17 protein-coding genes are annotated in these 13,511 nt (G+C 67.0%); 2 read left to right on the forward strand and 15 right to left on the reverse strand.

All coding sequences use genetic code 11. From position 1 onward, the window contains the following. Positions 1 to 100: 100 nt before the first annotated feature. From C5B96_RS07130 to C5B96_RS07160, 7 genes are all read right to left on the reverse strand, one after another. Positions 101 to 1,636 carry a YifB family Mg chelatase-like AAA ATPase gene (locus C5B96_RS07130; protein ID WP_104244359.1) on the reverse strand — a complete coding sequence of 512 codons (1,536 nt, stop codon included), beginning with the start codon at positions 1,634 to 1,636 and terminating at the stop codon, positions 101 to 103. Then, on the reverse strand, positions 1,633 to 1,989 hold the full coding sequence (locus C5B96_RS07135) for a YraN family protein (RefSeq protein WP_104244361.1): 357 nt from the start codon (positions 1,987 to 1,989) through the stop codon (positions 1,633 to 1,635). The genes C5B96_RS07130 and C5B96_RS07135 overlap by 4 nt, the downstream gene beginning before the upstream one ends. Positions 1,990 to 2,092: 103 nt before the next feature. Next, the gene (locus tag C5B96_RS07140) at positions 2,093 to 2,416 is read right to left on the reverse strand and encodes a DUF2469 domain-containing protein (RefSeq protein ID WP_104244363.1); all 324 of its coding nucleotides are present in this window, start codon (positions 2,414 to 2,416) and stop codon (positions 2,093 to 2,095) included. A 12-nt stretch (positions 2,417 to 2,428) separates the two neighbouring features. Beyond that, positions 2,429 to 3,187 (reverse strand): ribonuclease HII, encoded by a 759-nt coding sequence (locus tag C5B96_RS07145; protein WP_104244365.1) that lies wholly within the window; start codon positions 3,185 to 3,187, stop codon positions 2,429 to 2,431. Continuing rightward, positions 3,184 to 3,957, reverse strand: coding sequence for a signal peptidase I (lepB, locus tag C5B96_RS07150; protein ID WP_104244367.1), 774 nt, complete (start codon positions 3,955 to 3,957; stop codon positions 3,184 to 3,186). Before lepB ends, C5B96_RS07145 begins: the two co-directional genes overlap by 4 nt. 160 nt (positions 3,958 to 4,117) lie before the next feature. Further along, the gene (gene rplS / locus C5B96_RS07155) at positions 4,118 to 4,465 is read right to left on the reverse strand and encodes a 50S ribosomal protein L19 (RefSeq protein WP_104244369.1); all 348 of its coding nucleotides are present in this window, start codon (positions 4,463 to 4,465) and stop codon (positions 4,118 to 4,120) included. A 183-nt stretch (positions 4,466 to 4,648) separates the two neighbouring features. Continuing rightward, a complete protein-coding gene (locus C5B96_RS07160; protein ID WP_104244371.1) occupies positions 4,649 to 5,146 on the reverse strand; it encodes a hypothetical protein in 498 nt (165 codons plus the stop codon). A 76-nt stretch (positions 5,147 to 5,222) separates the two neighbouring features. On the opposite strand from C5B96_RS07160, the gene map reads away from it, so the two are divergent. Further along, positions 5,223 to 5,990 carry a type I methionyl aminopeptidase gene (map, locus tag C5B96_RS07165; protein ID WP_104244373.1) on the forward strand — a complete coding sequence of 256 codons (768 nt, stop codon included), beginning with the start codon at positions 5,223 to 5,225 and terminating at the stop codon, positions 5,988 to 5,990. 24 nt (positions 5,991 to 6,014) lie between these two features. Here the strand turns inward: map and C5B96_RS17095 are convergent, their stop codons facing one another. The 5 genes from C5B96_RS17095 to rpsP form a co-directional block, all read right to left on the reverse strand. Beyond that, the gene (locus tag C5B96_RS17095; protein WP_146078108.1) at positions 6,015 to 6,152 is read right to left on the reverse strand and encodes an SEL1-like repeat protein; all 138 of its coding nucleotides are present in this window, start codon (positions 6,150 to 6,152) and stop codon (positions 6,015 to 6,017) included. 167 nt (positions 6,153 to 6,319) lie between these two features. Further along, a complete protein-coding gene (trmD, locus tag C5B96_RS07170) occupies positions 6,320 to 7,045 on the reverse strand; it encodes a tRNA (guanosine(37)-N1)-methyltransferase TrmD (RefSeq protein ID WP_104244375.1) in 726 nt (241 codons plus the stop codon). A 21-nt stretch (positions 7,046 to 7,066) separates the two neighbouring features. Next, positions 7,067 to 7,777, reverse strand: coding sequence for a ribosome maturation factor RimM (gene rimM, locus C5B96_RS07175; RefSeq protein WP_104244377.1), 711 nt, complete (start codon positions 7,775 to 7,777; stop codon positions 7,067 to 7,069). Further along, entirely contained in the window at positions 7,734 to 7,970 is a 237-nt protein-coding gene (locus C5B96_RS07180) for an RNA-binding protein (protein ID WP_104244379.1), read from the reverse strand. The genes rimM and C5B96_RS07180 overlap by 44 nt, the downstream gene beginning before the upstream one ends. 3 nt (positions 7,971 to 7,973) lie before the next feature. Further along, positions 7,974 to 8,405, reverse strand: a complete 432-nt coding sequence (gene rpsP / locus C5B96_RS07185; protein WP_104244381.1) for a 30S ribosomal protein S16 — start codon at positions 8,403 to 8,405, stop codon at positions 7,974 to 7,976. A 224-nt stretch (positions 8,406 to 8,629) separates the two neighbouring features. Here rpsP and C5B96_RS07190 point away from each other — a divergent pair, with 224 nt between their 5' ends. Next, the gene (locus C5B96_RS07190) at positions 8,630 to 9,766 is read left to right on the forward strand and encodes a glutamate--cysteine ligase (RefSeq protein WP_104244383.1); all 1,137 of its coding nucleotides are present in this window, start codon (positions 8,630 to 8,632) and stop codon (positions 9,764 to 9,766) included. A 53-nt stretch (positions 9,767 to 9,819) separates the two neighbouring features. Here the strand turns inward: C5B96_RS07190 and C5B96_RS07195 are convergent, their stop codons facing one another. The 3 genes from C5B96_RS07195 to ffh all read right to left on the reverse strand — a co-directional run bounded on the left by C5B96_RS07195 (position 9,820) and on the right by ffh (position 13,503). After that, positions 9,820 to 10,644: an LLM class F420-dependent oxidoreductase gene (locus C5B96_RS07195; protein ID WP_104244385.1), complete on the reverse strand. Its 825-nt coding sequence runs from the start codon at positions 10,642 to 10,644 to the stop codon at positions 9,820 to 9,822. 33 nt (positions 10,645 to 10,677) lie between these two features. Continuing rightward, positions 10,678 to 11,853 (reverse strand): siderophore-interacting protein, encoded by a 1,176-nt coding sequence (locus C5B96_RS07200; protein WP_104244387.1) that lies wholly within the window; start codon positions 11,851 to 11,853, stop codon positions 10,678 to 10,680. Positions 11,854 to 11,919: 66 nt separating this feature from the next. Then, a complete protein-coding gene (ffh, locus tag C5B96_RS07205; protein WP_104244389.1) occupies positions 11,920 to 13,503 on the reverse strand; it encodes a signal recognition particle protein in 1,584 nt (527 codons plus the stop codon). Between the last annotated feature and the right edge of the window lie 8 nt (positions 13,504 to 13,511).

Genomic DNA, 13,511 nt, shown 5'->3' on the forward strand with positions numbered 1-13,511 from the left:
GGCCCACCCCGCGGAGCAGCCGCGCCCGGCCCAGCAGCCCAGCCTGCACTCACCGAGCGCACGGCCTCGACGACCACCTGTTCATCCAACGAGAAGATCTTCATGCTGCCGACGACTTTCTGAGATAGAGGGCCCGACCGATCTGATCGGATCCCGGTTGATCGACACCGTCGAGGTCAGCCAACGTCCATGCCACCCGCAGAATGCGGTCGTACCCCCGCATCGAAATGAGCCCGCGTTCGAGCGCACGATCGAGAACGACGGTCGTCTCGCGGGCCAGCTTCACCGGCCCGGTGCGCAGCCAGGTTCCGAGCACCTCGCCGTTCAGGCGCCAGGGGGTGCCGCTCAGCCGCCGACTCATGCGTGACCGCGCCTCCGCCACCCTCGCCCGCGCCTCCGCGGTCGTCAGCCGCTCCTCGATCGCGCCGAGTCGCAACTGGGCAGCGGTGACGCGGCGCACCTGCACCTGGATGTCGATGCGGTCGAGAAGCGGGCCCGAGAGCCGCGCCAGGTACTTTCGGCGTGCGTTGGGGGTGCACAGGCAGTGCATCTCTGCCGCCCCATACTGCCCGCAGGGGCACGGATTCGCCGCGAGCACGAGCTGGAAGCGACCCGGGAACCGAGCGACCGCGTTGGCCCGGTGAATGCTGATCACCCCCGATTCGAGTGGCTGCCGCAGCGTGTCGAGCACGTTGGCCGCGAACTCCGGGGCTTCGTCGAGAAAGAGCACGCCGTGCGAGGCACGCGCGGCGGCGCCCGGGCGGATCTGCTTCGAACCACCGCCGATCAGCGCAGCGGCCGAGGCGGTGTGGTGCGGGCTCTCGAACGGTGGCCGGGTGGCGAGCGAACGGGGAACGGATGCTCCCGCCAGCGATCGCACCGAGCTCACCTCGAGCGCCGACGCCGCGTCGAGGTCGGGCAGCAGGCCCGGCAGTCGCATCGCGAGCATGGTCTTGCCCGCACCGGGCGGCCCGAGCATGAACAGGTGGTGGCCGCCCGCCGCCGCGGCCACCAGCGCCAGCACGGCGTCGTTGTTGCCGATCACGTCGGCCAGCTCGTGGTGGGGCTCGTCAGAGCTCTGCGCTTCTGCACCCTCGAGCACGTCGAGAACCACCGGCTCGAAGGTCGCTCCGTGGTGGATCGCCGCGTCGCGCACCGACACGACCGGCACGATGCGAACCCCCGGCACGAGCGACGCCTCCTGCCGGTTGCCGGCCGGAACGACGAAGGTCTGGAACCCCGCGCGGGCCGCGGCCGCGATCGCCGGGAGCACTCCACTCATCGGTCGGAGACGGCCGTCGAGGCTGAGTTCGCCGAGGTGCACGACGCGCTCGACCGACTCCGGCGAGATGGTTCCGGCGGCGGCGAGGATCGCCATCGCGATGGCGAGGTCGAAGGTCGAGCCGTGCTTCGGCAGCGCGGCCGGTGACAGGTTCACCGTGATCTTGCTGGTGGGCAGCGGGCAGTCGGAATTGTTCGCCGCCGCCCGAACCCGATCCCGGGCATCCGACAGAGCAGTGTCGGGGAGGCCGATGATCATCAGGGTGGGCAACCCGTTGCCGATGTCGGCCTCGACCTCCACCATCGAACCGGTCATGCCGAGCAGGGCGACCGAGTGCGTGCGCGCGACCATCAGAAGATGCCCTCGAGGTGCTCGATGGTCACCGGCTCGCGCGGGGGCACGAGCACACCGATCGCATCAATGCGGATCTGCCGGCGCCGCGTCTCTGCGGCCTCGCACCACGCGCTCGCCAACCGTCTCAGGCGCGCCATCTTGGCGATCGTGATCGCCTCGAACGGATGCCCGTACCGGAGCCCCGAGCGCGTCTTCACCTCGACGAACACCGTCACGCCCTCGCGCTCGGCGACGACGTCGATCTCACCCTGGCGACATCGCCAGTTGCGCTCCAGGATGCGGTAGCCGTGCTCGACCAGGTACTCCGACGCGAGCTCTTCGCCCTGCCTGCCGAGTATGTCTTTTGCCTTCATTTCTTGCCTCCGCCATCAGAATGGCAAGCAAGAACGAAGCGGAAACCGGGGTGAGCCCGATCAGTGGAGAACGGCGGAGACTGCCGGGCTGTGGAGGAGGGGACTACTCGTCGAGCGCGAGCTCCTTGGGCAGCTCGAAGTCCTTCGACGAGAGCTCTTCGATGTTCACGTCTTTGAAGGTCAGCACACGAACCGACTTGACGAAGCGGTCGGAGCGATAGACGTCCCACACCCAGACGTCACTCATGGTCAACTCGAAGTAGAAGTCGTGCTCGGTGTCGCGGCGCACGAGGTCGACGTCGTTCGCCAGATAGAACCGCCGCTCCGTCTCGATGACGTACTTGAACTGCGACACGACGTCACGGTATTCGCGGTAGAGGGCCAACTCGACCTCGCGGTCGTAATCCTCGAACTCATCTTCTTCCATGGTGCGACAAGTCTATGCCAGCACGTTGGCTGCCGAGACGCCGTCGATCCGGGCATCCAGAGCCGTGCCCTCGGAGTCGCGCGCCTCATCGACCGATGCATCCGAATCGAGGGGAACGAGCATCCGCTCGCTCTTCAACCAGGTGCGGCGGTGATGGTCGGTCGGCCCGAGCAGCTCGAGACCCTCGAAGTGAGCCGCGCTGCCGTACCCCTTGTTGCTCGCCCACGCGTACCCGGGGTGCTCGGAGTCGAGCCCGATCATCAGCCGGTCACGGTGCACCTTCGCGACCACAGAGGCCGCTGCGACCGACGCGCAGTCGCGGTCGGCCTTGATGCGTGTCGTGACCTGCACCTCGTCGTGAATGTGTGCGGAGAGGTAGTTGTGGTTGCCGTCGAGCAGCAGCACCGCATCGTTCAGCTCGATGCCGACGGCCTGCAGCTGCGACAGAGCACGCGCGCCGGCGAGTCCGAGGCACGCGATGATGCCGTGCCTGTCCACCTCGTCGGCGCTGGCGAGGCCGACGGCGGATGCCCACGCCCACGCCGAGGCGAGAGGCGCAAGCTGCTCGCGCTTCGCCTCCGAGAGCAGCTTCGAGTCGCGGAGCCCGACCGGGAACTTACCCGGCCGCGCCGGATTGATGACGCACATGCCGACCGCAACGGGGCCGGCAAGCGCCCCGCGACCGACCTCGTCGACACCGATCACGAGCGACGCTCCCGCTCGACCCATCGCGCGTTCGTGCCGCAGGTGCGGATCACTGACGGGCGTCATCCCGACCCGCCCGACGACGCTGAAGAGGGCGCCGCTTCCTTGGCCCCCCGGAAGACCGACGAGTAGTTGTCGAGGAAGCTCCACCGCCCGATCGGGAAGGTGATCCAGAGCGCCCGGCCAACGACGTCGCTCTCAGGTACGAACCCGCCGCCCGGATTCGTCTGGTTGTACCGGGAGTCGGCCGAGTTGTAGCGGTTGTCGCCCATCACCCAGAGCGACCCTTCGGGCACCGTGACGTCGAAGGCCAGGTCGGAGACCTTGGTGATGCCGTCGGGAAGTTTCAGGTACGGCTCGTTCAGGGGCACGCCGTTGACCATCATCTGGCCGAGGGCATTGCAACACTCCACATGGTCGCCCGGCAGGCCGATGACCCGTTTGATCAGGTGATCGTTACTGTCTGTCGCGGCGAGGCCCACAGCATCCAGAACCCAGTTCACCGCACTGACCAGGGGCGTCGTCGGCGGGTCGACGTGAGCGGGCAGCCAGCCACCCGGGTCTTTGAAGACGACGACATCGCCGCGCTCGATCGGGATCAGGCCGGGCTCGAGTTCGTTCACGAGGATGCGGTCGCCCACCTGCAGCGTGTTCTCCATCGACCCCGACGGGATGTAGAACGACCGCACGAGGAAGGTCTTGATGAGAACCGACGCCAGAAGCGCGATCAGGAAGATGACGACGATGTCGCGGATGAAGAGGGCAGCGCTCTTCTGGCGTCGCCCCCGGCGTCTGCCACCACGATCCGTTCGTGGCCGCAACGTTGTTTCTGTCATTTAACCGCCTGAGCTCCCGACCCATTTTATGGGGCAGGAGCTCAGTGGTTTGTTCGTGTCGCAAGCCGATACCGGCATTTTCCCAGCGACCCCGATCGAATGTCAGGAAGGCTGTGCGGAAAAGCGGGCAGATGCCAGCGTCGAACCGAGGGGCGAGAGCCTAGGCGTCGCGCTTCTCTTTGATCTTGGCCTTCTTGCCGCGAAGACCGCGCAGGTAGTACAGCTTCGCGCGGCGCACGTCGCCGCGGGTGACGACCTCGATGTGGTCGATGATCGGGGAGTGCACCGGGAAGGTACGCTCGACGCCGACCTGGAAGCTGACCTTGCGAACGCAGAACGTCTCGCGAACGCCTTCGCCCGAACGGCCGATGACGATGCCCTGGAAGACCTGCACGCGCGAACGCGTACCTTCGATGATGTTCACGTGCACGCGCACCGTGTCGCCGGCGCGGAAGTCGGGAACGTCGCTCCGCAGTGATGCCGCGTCGACGCTGTCGAGAATATGCATGGTGTATCTCTCTCTGTAACCGCCACAGGTCGACTACGTTCTAAGGGCCCTCATCGGGCCCGTCAGTGAATGGGTGTGCGATCGAAAATGCAGAACTCCCCTGTGGCAGAGCCTGGCGGTGGCACAATCGAACATTCTGCCACGAGCATCCGCCATTAGCAAAGGCGACTGGATGCCCGCCGCCTACTTCTGCGGGCTGCGACCGGTCTCGATCACGATGTACTCGCCATCGGCGACCAACGGCTCCCGCGTCTGCTGGGGAGCCGCGCCCATCTCGGCCGCGTACTGGAAGGTGTCGAAGACGCTCTGCACCCGGCGCTTCGTCTCCCCGACCAACTGGGCGATGGAACTCCAGAAGGCCGCCAGACCGAGAAGCAGGGCGGCAACCGCGATGATCGAACCGGCCGGCAGGAAGAAGCCGACCGCGATGATCGAGAGGTGCCAGGCGCTGAGCACCCCGACGTCGAGCCACGACAGTGTACGCGTCTGTCGCACGCCCTTGCGGGCGAAGGTGAGCAGGGCGACGGCTGCCATGGCGAGCGCGAGAACACCGCACGAGAGCATCACGATGAGGAACTGCCAGACCTGCCCGCCGAAGACCGACCACCCGATCAGAACCCAGAGCGGAAGCACGACGAAAGCAGCGACCTGCCAGTAGTAGAAAGCCCGGCGAACGAACATGCCTCAAGAGTACGGCGAGTAACGTGGTGACGGCAGTGCAGGCCACTGAAACACAGGCAAGTCAAAGGGAATCACCATGATCGAACTCCGTACGCCCGCCGAGCTCGACGAGATGCGGCCGGCCGGCGCGTTCGTCGGCGAGGTGCTCACCGAACTCGCATCACGAGCGGCCGTCGGGGTCAATCTTCTGAAGCTCGACCAGATCGCGCACGAGATGATCCGCGCGCGCGGCGCCGAGTCCTGCTACATCGACTACCACCCCTCTTTCGGCGCCAGCCCGTTCGGCAAGGTGCTCTGCACGTCGGTGAACGACGCCGTGCTGCACGGCCTCCCCCACGACTACCGGCTTCGCGACGGCGACATGCTCACCCTCGACTTCGCCGCCTCTGTCGACGGGTGGGTCGCCGATTCGGCCGTCACGCTCATCGTCGGCACGCCTCGGCCCGCGGATGCTCGGCTGATCGACACCACGAACCGGGCACTGGAGGCGGGCATCCGGGCCGCCCAGCCCGGCGGTCGTATCGGCGACATCTCCGCCGCCATCGCTGCCGTCGCGCACGCCGACGGATACTCGATCAACACCGACTTCGGCGGGCACGGCGTAGGCCGCACCATGCACGGCGACCCGCACATCCCGAACAACGGCCGGCCGGGCCGCGGTGTGCACCTCAAACCCGGCCTCGTGGTCGCCATCGAACCGTGGTTCCTCGAGACCACCGACAAGATCGTGACCGACCCCGACGGCTGGACGCTGCGGAGCGCCGACGGCTCGCGCGGCGCGCACGCCGAGCACACCATCGCGATCACCCCGGAGGGCCCGCTCGTACTGACGGCGCGCGCCTAGACAGCTTCAGGCCCTGCCCCGGCATCAGCACTCCACCCACCGCAGGGCGTCGGGAAACGGATGCCCGAACACTGCCGCGTTCTCGAAGTGGCGTCGCGCCCGCGCGAGGTCGACGGCCCCGCCCTCACCGTTCAGATACCGGAGTGCGAGCGAGTACTCCACGGCCGCGAGGCTCCTACTGGCTTCGGGGTCGACTCTCGAGTACTCGATCAGCGCCTGCTCGGCGCAGCTCGAACCGGCGTCTTCGGCAAGGAGCAGGCTGAGTATCGAGGCGTCGATGGCGGGCTGAGGGTGCCTGCCCGAAGATTAGCATTCCTCAGCTATGACATCTAGGGACTCTGGGCGGGTGGCAGCAGATCGGGTCGCACGCTCTTCGTGCGCTCGATCTGCGCGTCACGCCGCCAGGTTGCGATCGCGCCGTGGTTGCCTCCCATGAGCACCGGAGGAACGTCGAGCCCACGCCACGACGCCGGCTTCGTGTAGCTCGGGTACTCGAGCAGCCCGTCTTCGTGCGACTCCTCGACGAGGCTCTCCGGGTTGCCGATGACTCCCGGAATGAGGCGTCCGATCGCTTCGATCATCGCCATCACCGCGACCTCGCCACCATTCAGTACGTAGTCGCCCAGGCTCACGAGGCGAACGGATGCCCGGCTGCCGGCGTAATCGAAGACGCGGTGATCGATGCCCTCGTAACGCCCGCAGCCGAACACGAGGTGATCGGCTGCGCTGAGCTCCCGCGCCATCGCCTGCGTGAAGACCTCCCCCGCCGGCGACGGGAAGATGACGATGGGGCCGCCCTCACGGTCGGCCCCATCATCCGGAACCTGCTCACCGAGGATCGCGTCGAGCGCCTCGCCCCACGGCTCGGGTTTCATCACCATGCCGGCGCCGCCGCCGTAAGGCTTGTCGTCGACCGTGCGGTGCCGGTCGTGGGTGAAGTCGCGGAGGTCGTGCACCCCGACCTCGAGGATGCCGTCTTCCCGAGCACGGCCGAGCAAGGAGATGTCGAGCGCATCGAAGAACGTGGGAAAGATCGTGACGATGTCGATGCGCATCAGAAAACCCTAGCGCGAAGGCTACTCCGCGGGCTTCGCTGAATCAGGCGCCGCGGTGGGCTCGACCTCGGCGTCGTCGGCGGCGGGGGCGCCGTCGGCGGCGGCGGCGTCGGGGGCGGTTTCGTCTGCGTCGAGGGCAGCGTCGTCAGTGTCGGCCGCGGGGAGCTCCTCGAAGAGGCCGGGCGGGGGCGTGACCGTGATGGTGCCGCCCGCGACATCCACCGACGGAACGATCGCCTTCACGAAGGGCACCAGCACCTCGCCCGTCTCGGTCGAGACGTGCAGCAGATCCTGCGCGGAGAGGTGGTCGATCTGCGTCATGGTGCCGATGCGCACGCCGTCGCGGATGACGGCGAGACCGACGAGCTGGTGGTCGAACCACGCGTCTTCTTCATCGGTGGTCTCGCTCATGTCGTGGTCGATCCAGAGGATCGCTTTCGCCAGCGATTCGGCGGCAGTTCGGTCGGGAACGCCGACGAAGAAACCGACCGGATGCCCGTTGTACCAGCGGAGTTCAGCCAGTTCGAGGGTCTTGCCGTGCCAGGGTGAGGTCGTGGGGACCTGCAGCGTGAACACCGCGCCCGGAACGAATCGTCGTTCCGGGTCATCGGTGAACAGCTCGAGCTTGATCGCCCCCTTCAGCCCGTGGGCTTTGGTGAGGCGACCGACTCTCAGTTGCGTTTCGTTCTTAGAAATCGGTATCAACCACGTCGACACGAACGCGCTTGCCATCGGCAAGTGCTGCGACCAGCGTGCGCAACGCCTTGGCGGTGCGACCTGAACGACCGATCACCCGGCCGAGGTCGTCGGGGTTCACACGAACCTCGAGAACCTCGCCGCGCGGGGAGTTCTTTGCCACGACGTGAACGTCGTTCGGGTTGTCGACGATCCCCTTGACGAGGTGCTCGAGAGCCGGTGCGAGCAAGACTTACGCCTCGGTCGATGCGGCGTCGGAGTCGGCCCGGGCCGCGTCGTCAGCAGGCGCAGCGGCGGGGGCTGCAGGAGCCTCTGCCTTGGGGCGGAGAACCGGCTTCTTCTTCTCGTCGGCGACGAAGGCCTCTTTCGGGGCCTTGACGCGAACGGTCGAGACGGAGGTCGCGGCATCCTTCTTGAAGATGCCCCAGTCGCCGGTCAGCTTCAGCAGCGCGGTGACCTGCTCGGTCGGCTGAGCGCCGACACTGAGCCAGTACTGTGCACGGTCGGACTCGACCTCGATGAGCGAAGGCTCCTCGGTCGGGTGGTACTTGCCGATCTCCTCGATGACACGGCCGTCACGCTTGGTGCGGGCGTCGGCGACGACAATACGGTAGTACGGAGCGCGGATCTTGCCCATGCGCTTCAAACGGATTTTTACAGCCACAATTCTCCTGAGTATTTTTATGGGGCGAACTGCCGGCCGTGAGCGTGGGGGCACACTCGGCCAAGAATAAGTTCTAAGGATCTGCGCGACGCCTGATTAGAGGGTCGGGCGGGGGCAGACTCGACTGACCATTCTGTCAGAAAAATTGGCCATAGAGTAATCACGACCGCAAATCCGTACCGTGCGACTGCTGCGCGGGCACCGACACAGTCAGAGGCATGCCGATGGAGATCACCTTCGCACACTCCGAGCGATCGACACTCGGTATCGAATGGGAGATCGCCCTCGTCGACCAGGGCTCCGGCGATCTCGTGTCCGTCGCCGGCGACGTGCTCGAGGCCCTCCGCGGGGCCGACGGCTCCGAGCATCCGCAGATCACGGGCGAACTTCTCCTCAACACCGTCGAGTTGGTGACGAAAGTGCACAGATCGGTTCCGGATGCTGTGGCTGATCTCCTCGGGATGTTGGATGAAGTGCGGGCCATCACCGACCCGCTCGACGTGGAGTTGATGTGCGCAGGAACCCATCCATTCGCCCAGTGGTACGACCAGCAGGTCACCGACAAGGAGCGGTACCACCGCCTCGTCGACCGCACCCAGTGGTGGGGTCGCAACATGCTCATCTGGGGCATCCACGTGCACGTCGGGGTCGAGAGCCGCGACAAGGTGCTGCCCTTGCTGAACGGCCTGCTGACCTACTACCCGCACCTCCAGGCTCTGAGCGCGTCGAGTCCGTTCTGGGCGGGGGCGAACACGGGATACGCGTCGAACCGCGCGCTGATGTTCCAGCAGCTGCCGACGGCGGGGCTGCCCTACCAGTTCGGCAGCTGGGCGAACTACGAGGAGTACGTCGCCGACATGATGACGACGGGCATCATCGACGACCACACGGAGGTGCGGTGGGACATCCGCCCCTCCCCGCAGTGGGGCACTGTCGAGATGCGCGCCTGCGATGGGTTGTCGAGCCCCCAGGAGATCGGCGCCGTGGCGGCGCTCATCCAGTGCCTCGTCGAGCACATGAGCGAGAAGCTCGACGCGGGCGAAGACCTCGTGACCCTGCAGCCGTGGTTCGTACGCGAGAACAAGTGGCGTGCGGCCCGCTACGGGCTCGACGCCGAGATCATCCTGAACCCGGCGGGCGACGAGCGGCTCGTGACCGACGAGATCCGCGACCTGCTCGTCACGCTCGCGCCGACGGCGGAGAAGCTGGGATGCTCGGCCGAGCTCGCCCAGGTCGAGCTCATTCTCGACCTGGGCGCGAGCTACCAGCGGCAGTTGCGGGTGGCCGATCAGAACGGCGGCAGCCTGAAGGCCGTCGTGTCGTCACTCACCCACGAGCTGAGGCACGGCCTGGTGCGCTGAGCCCGGTTTCGGGCGCGGCCACGGCGTGGGTGCTGCTGCGACCGCGCTGCGAGCTACTCGGCGTTCTTGGCGTCTCGCCAGGCCAGAAGGTCGGCGACCTGCGAGGTGTCGATGTTCGGGCCGGTGATGCCGAGGGTGAAGAGGGTGGCGCCGAGTGCGTGCTGGGCTTCGAGGGAGTCCATCGAGGTGTCCCCGACTCCGGCGCGAACGCTGGCGCCGGCGGAGATCTCGATCTCGTCGAAGTCGCGGCCGATCTCCTCGCAGTGCGAGCGCAGAATGCCGAGCTTGCGCTCCAGGGTCTCGGCGTCGGCGAAGCTGTGCCAGATGTCGGCGTGCTTCGCCACGATACGCAGCGTCTTCTTCTCGCCGCCGCCACCGATCAGCACCGGGATCTTGCGGGTGGGCGGCGGGTTCAGCACCGACCAGCGCGACTCGATGCGCGGCATGGCCTCGGCCAGGGCATCCAGACGCTGGCCGGGGGTACCGAACTCGTAGCCGTACTCGTCGTAGTCACGCTCGAACCAGCCTGCACCGATGCCGAAGACGAGGCGACCGGCCGCTCCGTTCTTGGCACTGATGTGGTCGACCGTGCGGGCCATGTCGGCCAGCAGGTCGGGGTTGCGGTAGGTGTTGCAGGTCACAAGCGGACCGAATTCGATGGTCGTGGTCTGCTCGGCCCAGGCGGCCAGCATGCTCCAACCCTCGAAGTGGGTGCCCTCCGGGTCACCCGAGAGCGGGTAGAAGTGATCCCAGTTGAAGGCGATGTCGACGCCGAGTTCTTCGAGCGACGCCAGGGTGTCGCGAATCTCGGTGTACGTGGAGTGCTGGGGGGCGATCTGCACGCCGATGCGCACAGGGCGGATGCTCGAAGTGGTCATGGAAGTAGCCTACGACGAGAGGGTCGGCGCCCGTCAGGCGAGGTCGGCGCGGCCGAGCCGCCAGTACCCCATGAAGGCGGCGCAGGAGCGATCGAGACCGCAGTCGCGCACGAAGTGGCGGCGCAGTTCCTTCACCACGCCGGCCTCGGCCGCGACCCAGGCGTAGACGTCGGTGCGATCGCAGAGCGGGATGCCGCTGTACTCCCCCGGCACGTCCCACAGCACGGCCGAGTCCACGTCGACGTCGTCGAGTTCGACCTCTGCTGCGCGCGCGGAGTCGGCATTCCGAGTGTCGGCACCCGCGTGCGCAGCGCCACCGGCGGGCGCGGATGCGGCACCGTCCTCCACTGCGCCGGCGCCGGCGCGGGTGCCCGTGCCGAACAGCAGCTCCGTTGCCGCCCTGACCGCCGGTACGAGCGCCGAGCCCGGCAGGCCGTCACCCCGTTCGACGTGCCGAACCTCGACCCCGGGGTGGTAGCCGAGGGCCAGGCGGTCGTCGGCATGCGGGGTCTCGACGAGGGCGATCCCCCGGGCATCCGGAGCCAACTTCTCGAGGATCGCGGCGATCGCCGGCAGAGCGGTCTCGTCTCCGATCAACAGGTGCAGGCCGGTCTCGGCGGGCGGAGCGAAGTCGACGCCACCGCAGTCGCCGTCGAAGTGGTGGTTGGGTCCGACGACGATGAGCGGGTCACCCGGGCGGGCCGTAGAAGCCCAGGCCGATGCCGGGCCCGAGTCGCCGTGCATCACGATGTCGACGTCGATCTCGGCGAGCTGCCGCCGAACGGCACGCACGGTGTAGGTGCGGATCGGGTTCTGAAGCTCCGCCGGCAGCGCACGCCAGTCTCCGTACCAGTTCTCGGTGCGGGGCATGGGGGCGAGGCCGACGACCGGCAGGGGCAGAATCAGCTTGATGCGCTGGTCGTACCCGGTCTCGGCGAAGTCATCGAGGTCGCCGCCCCCGAAGGTGAAGCGGGAGAGGTTCGGGCTGAGCGCCCGCACTCGCACGACCGAGACATCGAAGACCCGAAAACTCGACTGGGACTGTGCCTTCTGCGACTGTGCGCTCTGCGACTGCGACTGCGACTGCGACTGCGCGTTCTGCGACTGCGCTGCTCCTCGCGCTCCGTCTCGATCTGAACCGCGATCGGCGTCAGCGGTACCGCCCCCGGGCGTCGTCGTGACCGAAGTCGTCGTGCTTGTGCTGGGCATGGATCGCCTCCCTCTGTAGGTAAGGCTATCCTAAGTAAAGACCCTGTGCACAGGCCGAGAAGGGGATCAGCGGCGCAGGAACTTCTGCAACGACTCGAGTTCCTTCTCCGAGGGGCCGCCCTCCGGCGCGGAACCCCGCCCGCCGCCCAGACCGAAGCCCGACCCGGCAGGAGCGTCGGAACCGGCGCCCGGCGCCTTCTCCCCCGAGGCGATCGCCGCGTTCTCTGCGGCACGCTTCGCCGGGTTTCCCGACTTGGAGCCCTTCTTCGCCTGAACCTTCTTGCCGCGACCGCCGGCGAATCCTGCACCCGCCATCGGGCCCATGCCGGGAATCTGCGGCACACCGCCCTTCGCGACCGTCTTCATCATCTTCGAGGCCTGCTCGAAGCGCTGCACGAGCTGGTTCACGTCGGTCACGGTCATGCCGGAGCCCCGCGCGATGCGCACGCGGCGCGATCCGTTCAGAAGCTTCGGGTTCGTGCGCTCGGCCTTGGTCATCGACTGGATGATCGCCTCGGTGCGCACGATCTCGCGCTCGTCGAAGTTGTTGAGCTGCTCCTTCATGGCCCCGGCGCCCGGGAGCATGCCGATCATCTTCTTCAGCGAACCGGCACCACGCAACTGCTGCATCTGGCCGAGAAAGTCGTCGAGCGTGAACGAATCGGTGCGGAACTTCTCCGCGACCTTCTTCGCCTCCTCCTCGTCGAAGGCGCCCTGCGCCTGCTCGATGAGGGTCAGGATGTCGCCGAGATCGAGGATGCGCGACGCCATGCGGTCGGGGTGGAACGGCTCGAAGTCGTCGAGCGACTCCCCGGTCGACGCGAAGATGATCGGTCGCCCGGTCACCGACGCCACAGAGAGCGCCGCGCCACCGCGGGCGTCACCGTCGAGCTTCGTGAGCACGACACCGGTGAAGTCGACGCCCGCCTGGAAGGCCTTCGCGGTCGCGACCGCGTCTTGCCCGATCATCGCATCGATGACGAACAGCACCTCGTCGGGCTGCACGGCCTTACGGATGTCGGCAGCCTGCTTCATCATGTCGGCATCGACACCGAGACGGCCGGCGGTGTCGACGATGACCACGTCGTACTGCTTGTCGACGGCCCACTTGATGGAGTCCTTCGCGACCTTGACCGGGTTGCCGACGCCGTTGCCGGGCTCCGGCGCGTACACGGCCACCCCCGCCTGCCCGCCGACGACCTGCAACTGCTGCACCGCGTTCGGGCGCTGGAGGTCGGCGGCGACGAGCAGCGGTGTGTGCTGCTGCTTCGCGAGCCACTTCGCCAGCTTGCCGGCGAGAGTCGTCTTACCCGCACCCTGGAGCCCGGCGAGCATGATGATGGTCGGCGGCCGCTTAGCGAACATGATCTGGCGGGCCTCGCCACCCAGGATGCCGATCAGCTCTTCGTTGACGATCTGCACGACCTGCTGGGCCGGGTTCAGCGCCTTGTTCACCTCGTCGCCGAGGGCGCGCTCACGCACCTTGCCCGTGAAGTCCTTGACGACATCGAGCGCGACGTCGGCGTCGAGAAGGGCGCGCCGAATCTCGCGAACGGTCGAATCGACGTCGGCCGGGCTCAGCTTGCCCTTGGTGCGGAGGTTTCTGAACGTCTCCGCCAAGCGGTCAGACAGGTTTCCAAAAGTTGCCATGGTGAGAC

The sequence above is a fragment of the Subtercola sp. Z020 genome, assembly GCF_002931235.1.
GTDB lineage: Bacteria > Actinomycetota > Actinomycetes > Actinomycetales > Microbacteriaceae > Subtercola.

Bases quoted from the DNA above. Each gene is read 5' to 3' on its own strand.
- C5B96_RS07195 (WP_104244385.1), bottom strand. From the start codon at position 10,644: ATGACCACTTCGAGCATCCGCCCTGTGCGCATCGGCGTGCAGATCGCC.
- C5B96_RS07160 (WP_104244371.1), bottom strand. From the start codon at position 5,146: ATGTTCGTTCGCCGGGCTTTCTACTACTGGCAGGTCGCTGCTTTCGTC.
- map (WP_104244373.1), top strand. From the start codon at position 5,223: ATGATCGAACTCCGTACGCCCGCCGAGCTCGACGAGATGCGGCCGGCC.
- C5B96_RS07140 (WP_104244363.1), bottom strand. From the start codon at position 2,416: ATGGAAGAAGATGAGTTCGAGGATTACGACCGCGAGGTCGAGTTGGCC.
- ffh (WP_104244389.1), bottom strand. From the start codon at position 13,503: ATGGCAACTTTTGGAAACCTGTCTGACCGCTTGGCGGAGACGTTCAGA.
- rimM (WP_104244377.1), bottom strand. From the start codon at position 7,777: ATGGCAAGCGCGTTCGTGTCGACGTGGTTGATACCGATTTCTAAGAAC.
- rplS (WP_104244369.1), bottom strand. From the start codon at position 4,465: ATGCATATTCTCGACAGCGTCGACGCGGCATCACTGCGGAGCGACGTT.
- C5B96_RS07135 (WP_104244361.1), bottom strand. From the start codon at position 1,989: ATGAAGGCAAAAGACATACTCGGCAGGCAGGGCGAAGAGCTCGCGTCG.
- lepB (WP_104244367.1), bottom strand. From the start codon at position 3,957: ATGACAGAAACAACGTTGCGGCCACGAACGGATCGTGGTGGCAGACGC.
- C5B96_RS07145 (WP_104244365.1), bottom strand. From the start codon at position 3,187: ATGACGCCCGTCAGTGATCCGCACCTGCGGCACGAACGCGCGATGGGT.
- trmD (WP_104244375.1), bottom strand. From the start codon at position 7,045: ATGCGCATCGACATCGTCACGATCTTTCCCACGTTCTTCGATGCGCTC.
- C5B96_RS07200 (WP_104244387.1), bottom strand. From the start codon at position 11,853: ATGCCCAGCACAAGCACGACGACTTCGGTCACGACGACGCCCGGGGGC.
- C5B96_RS07190 (WP_104244383.1), top strand. From the start codon at position 8,630: ATGGAGATCACCTTCGCACACTCCGAGCGATCGACACTCGGTATCGAA.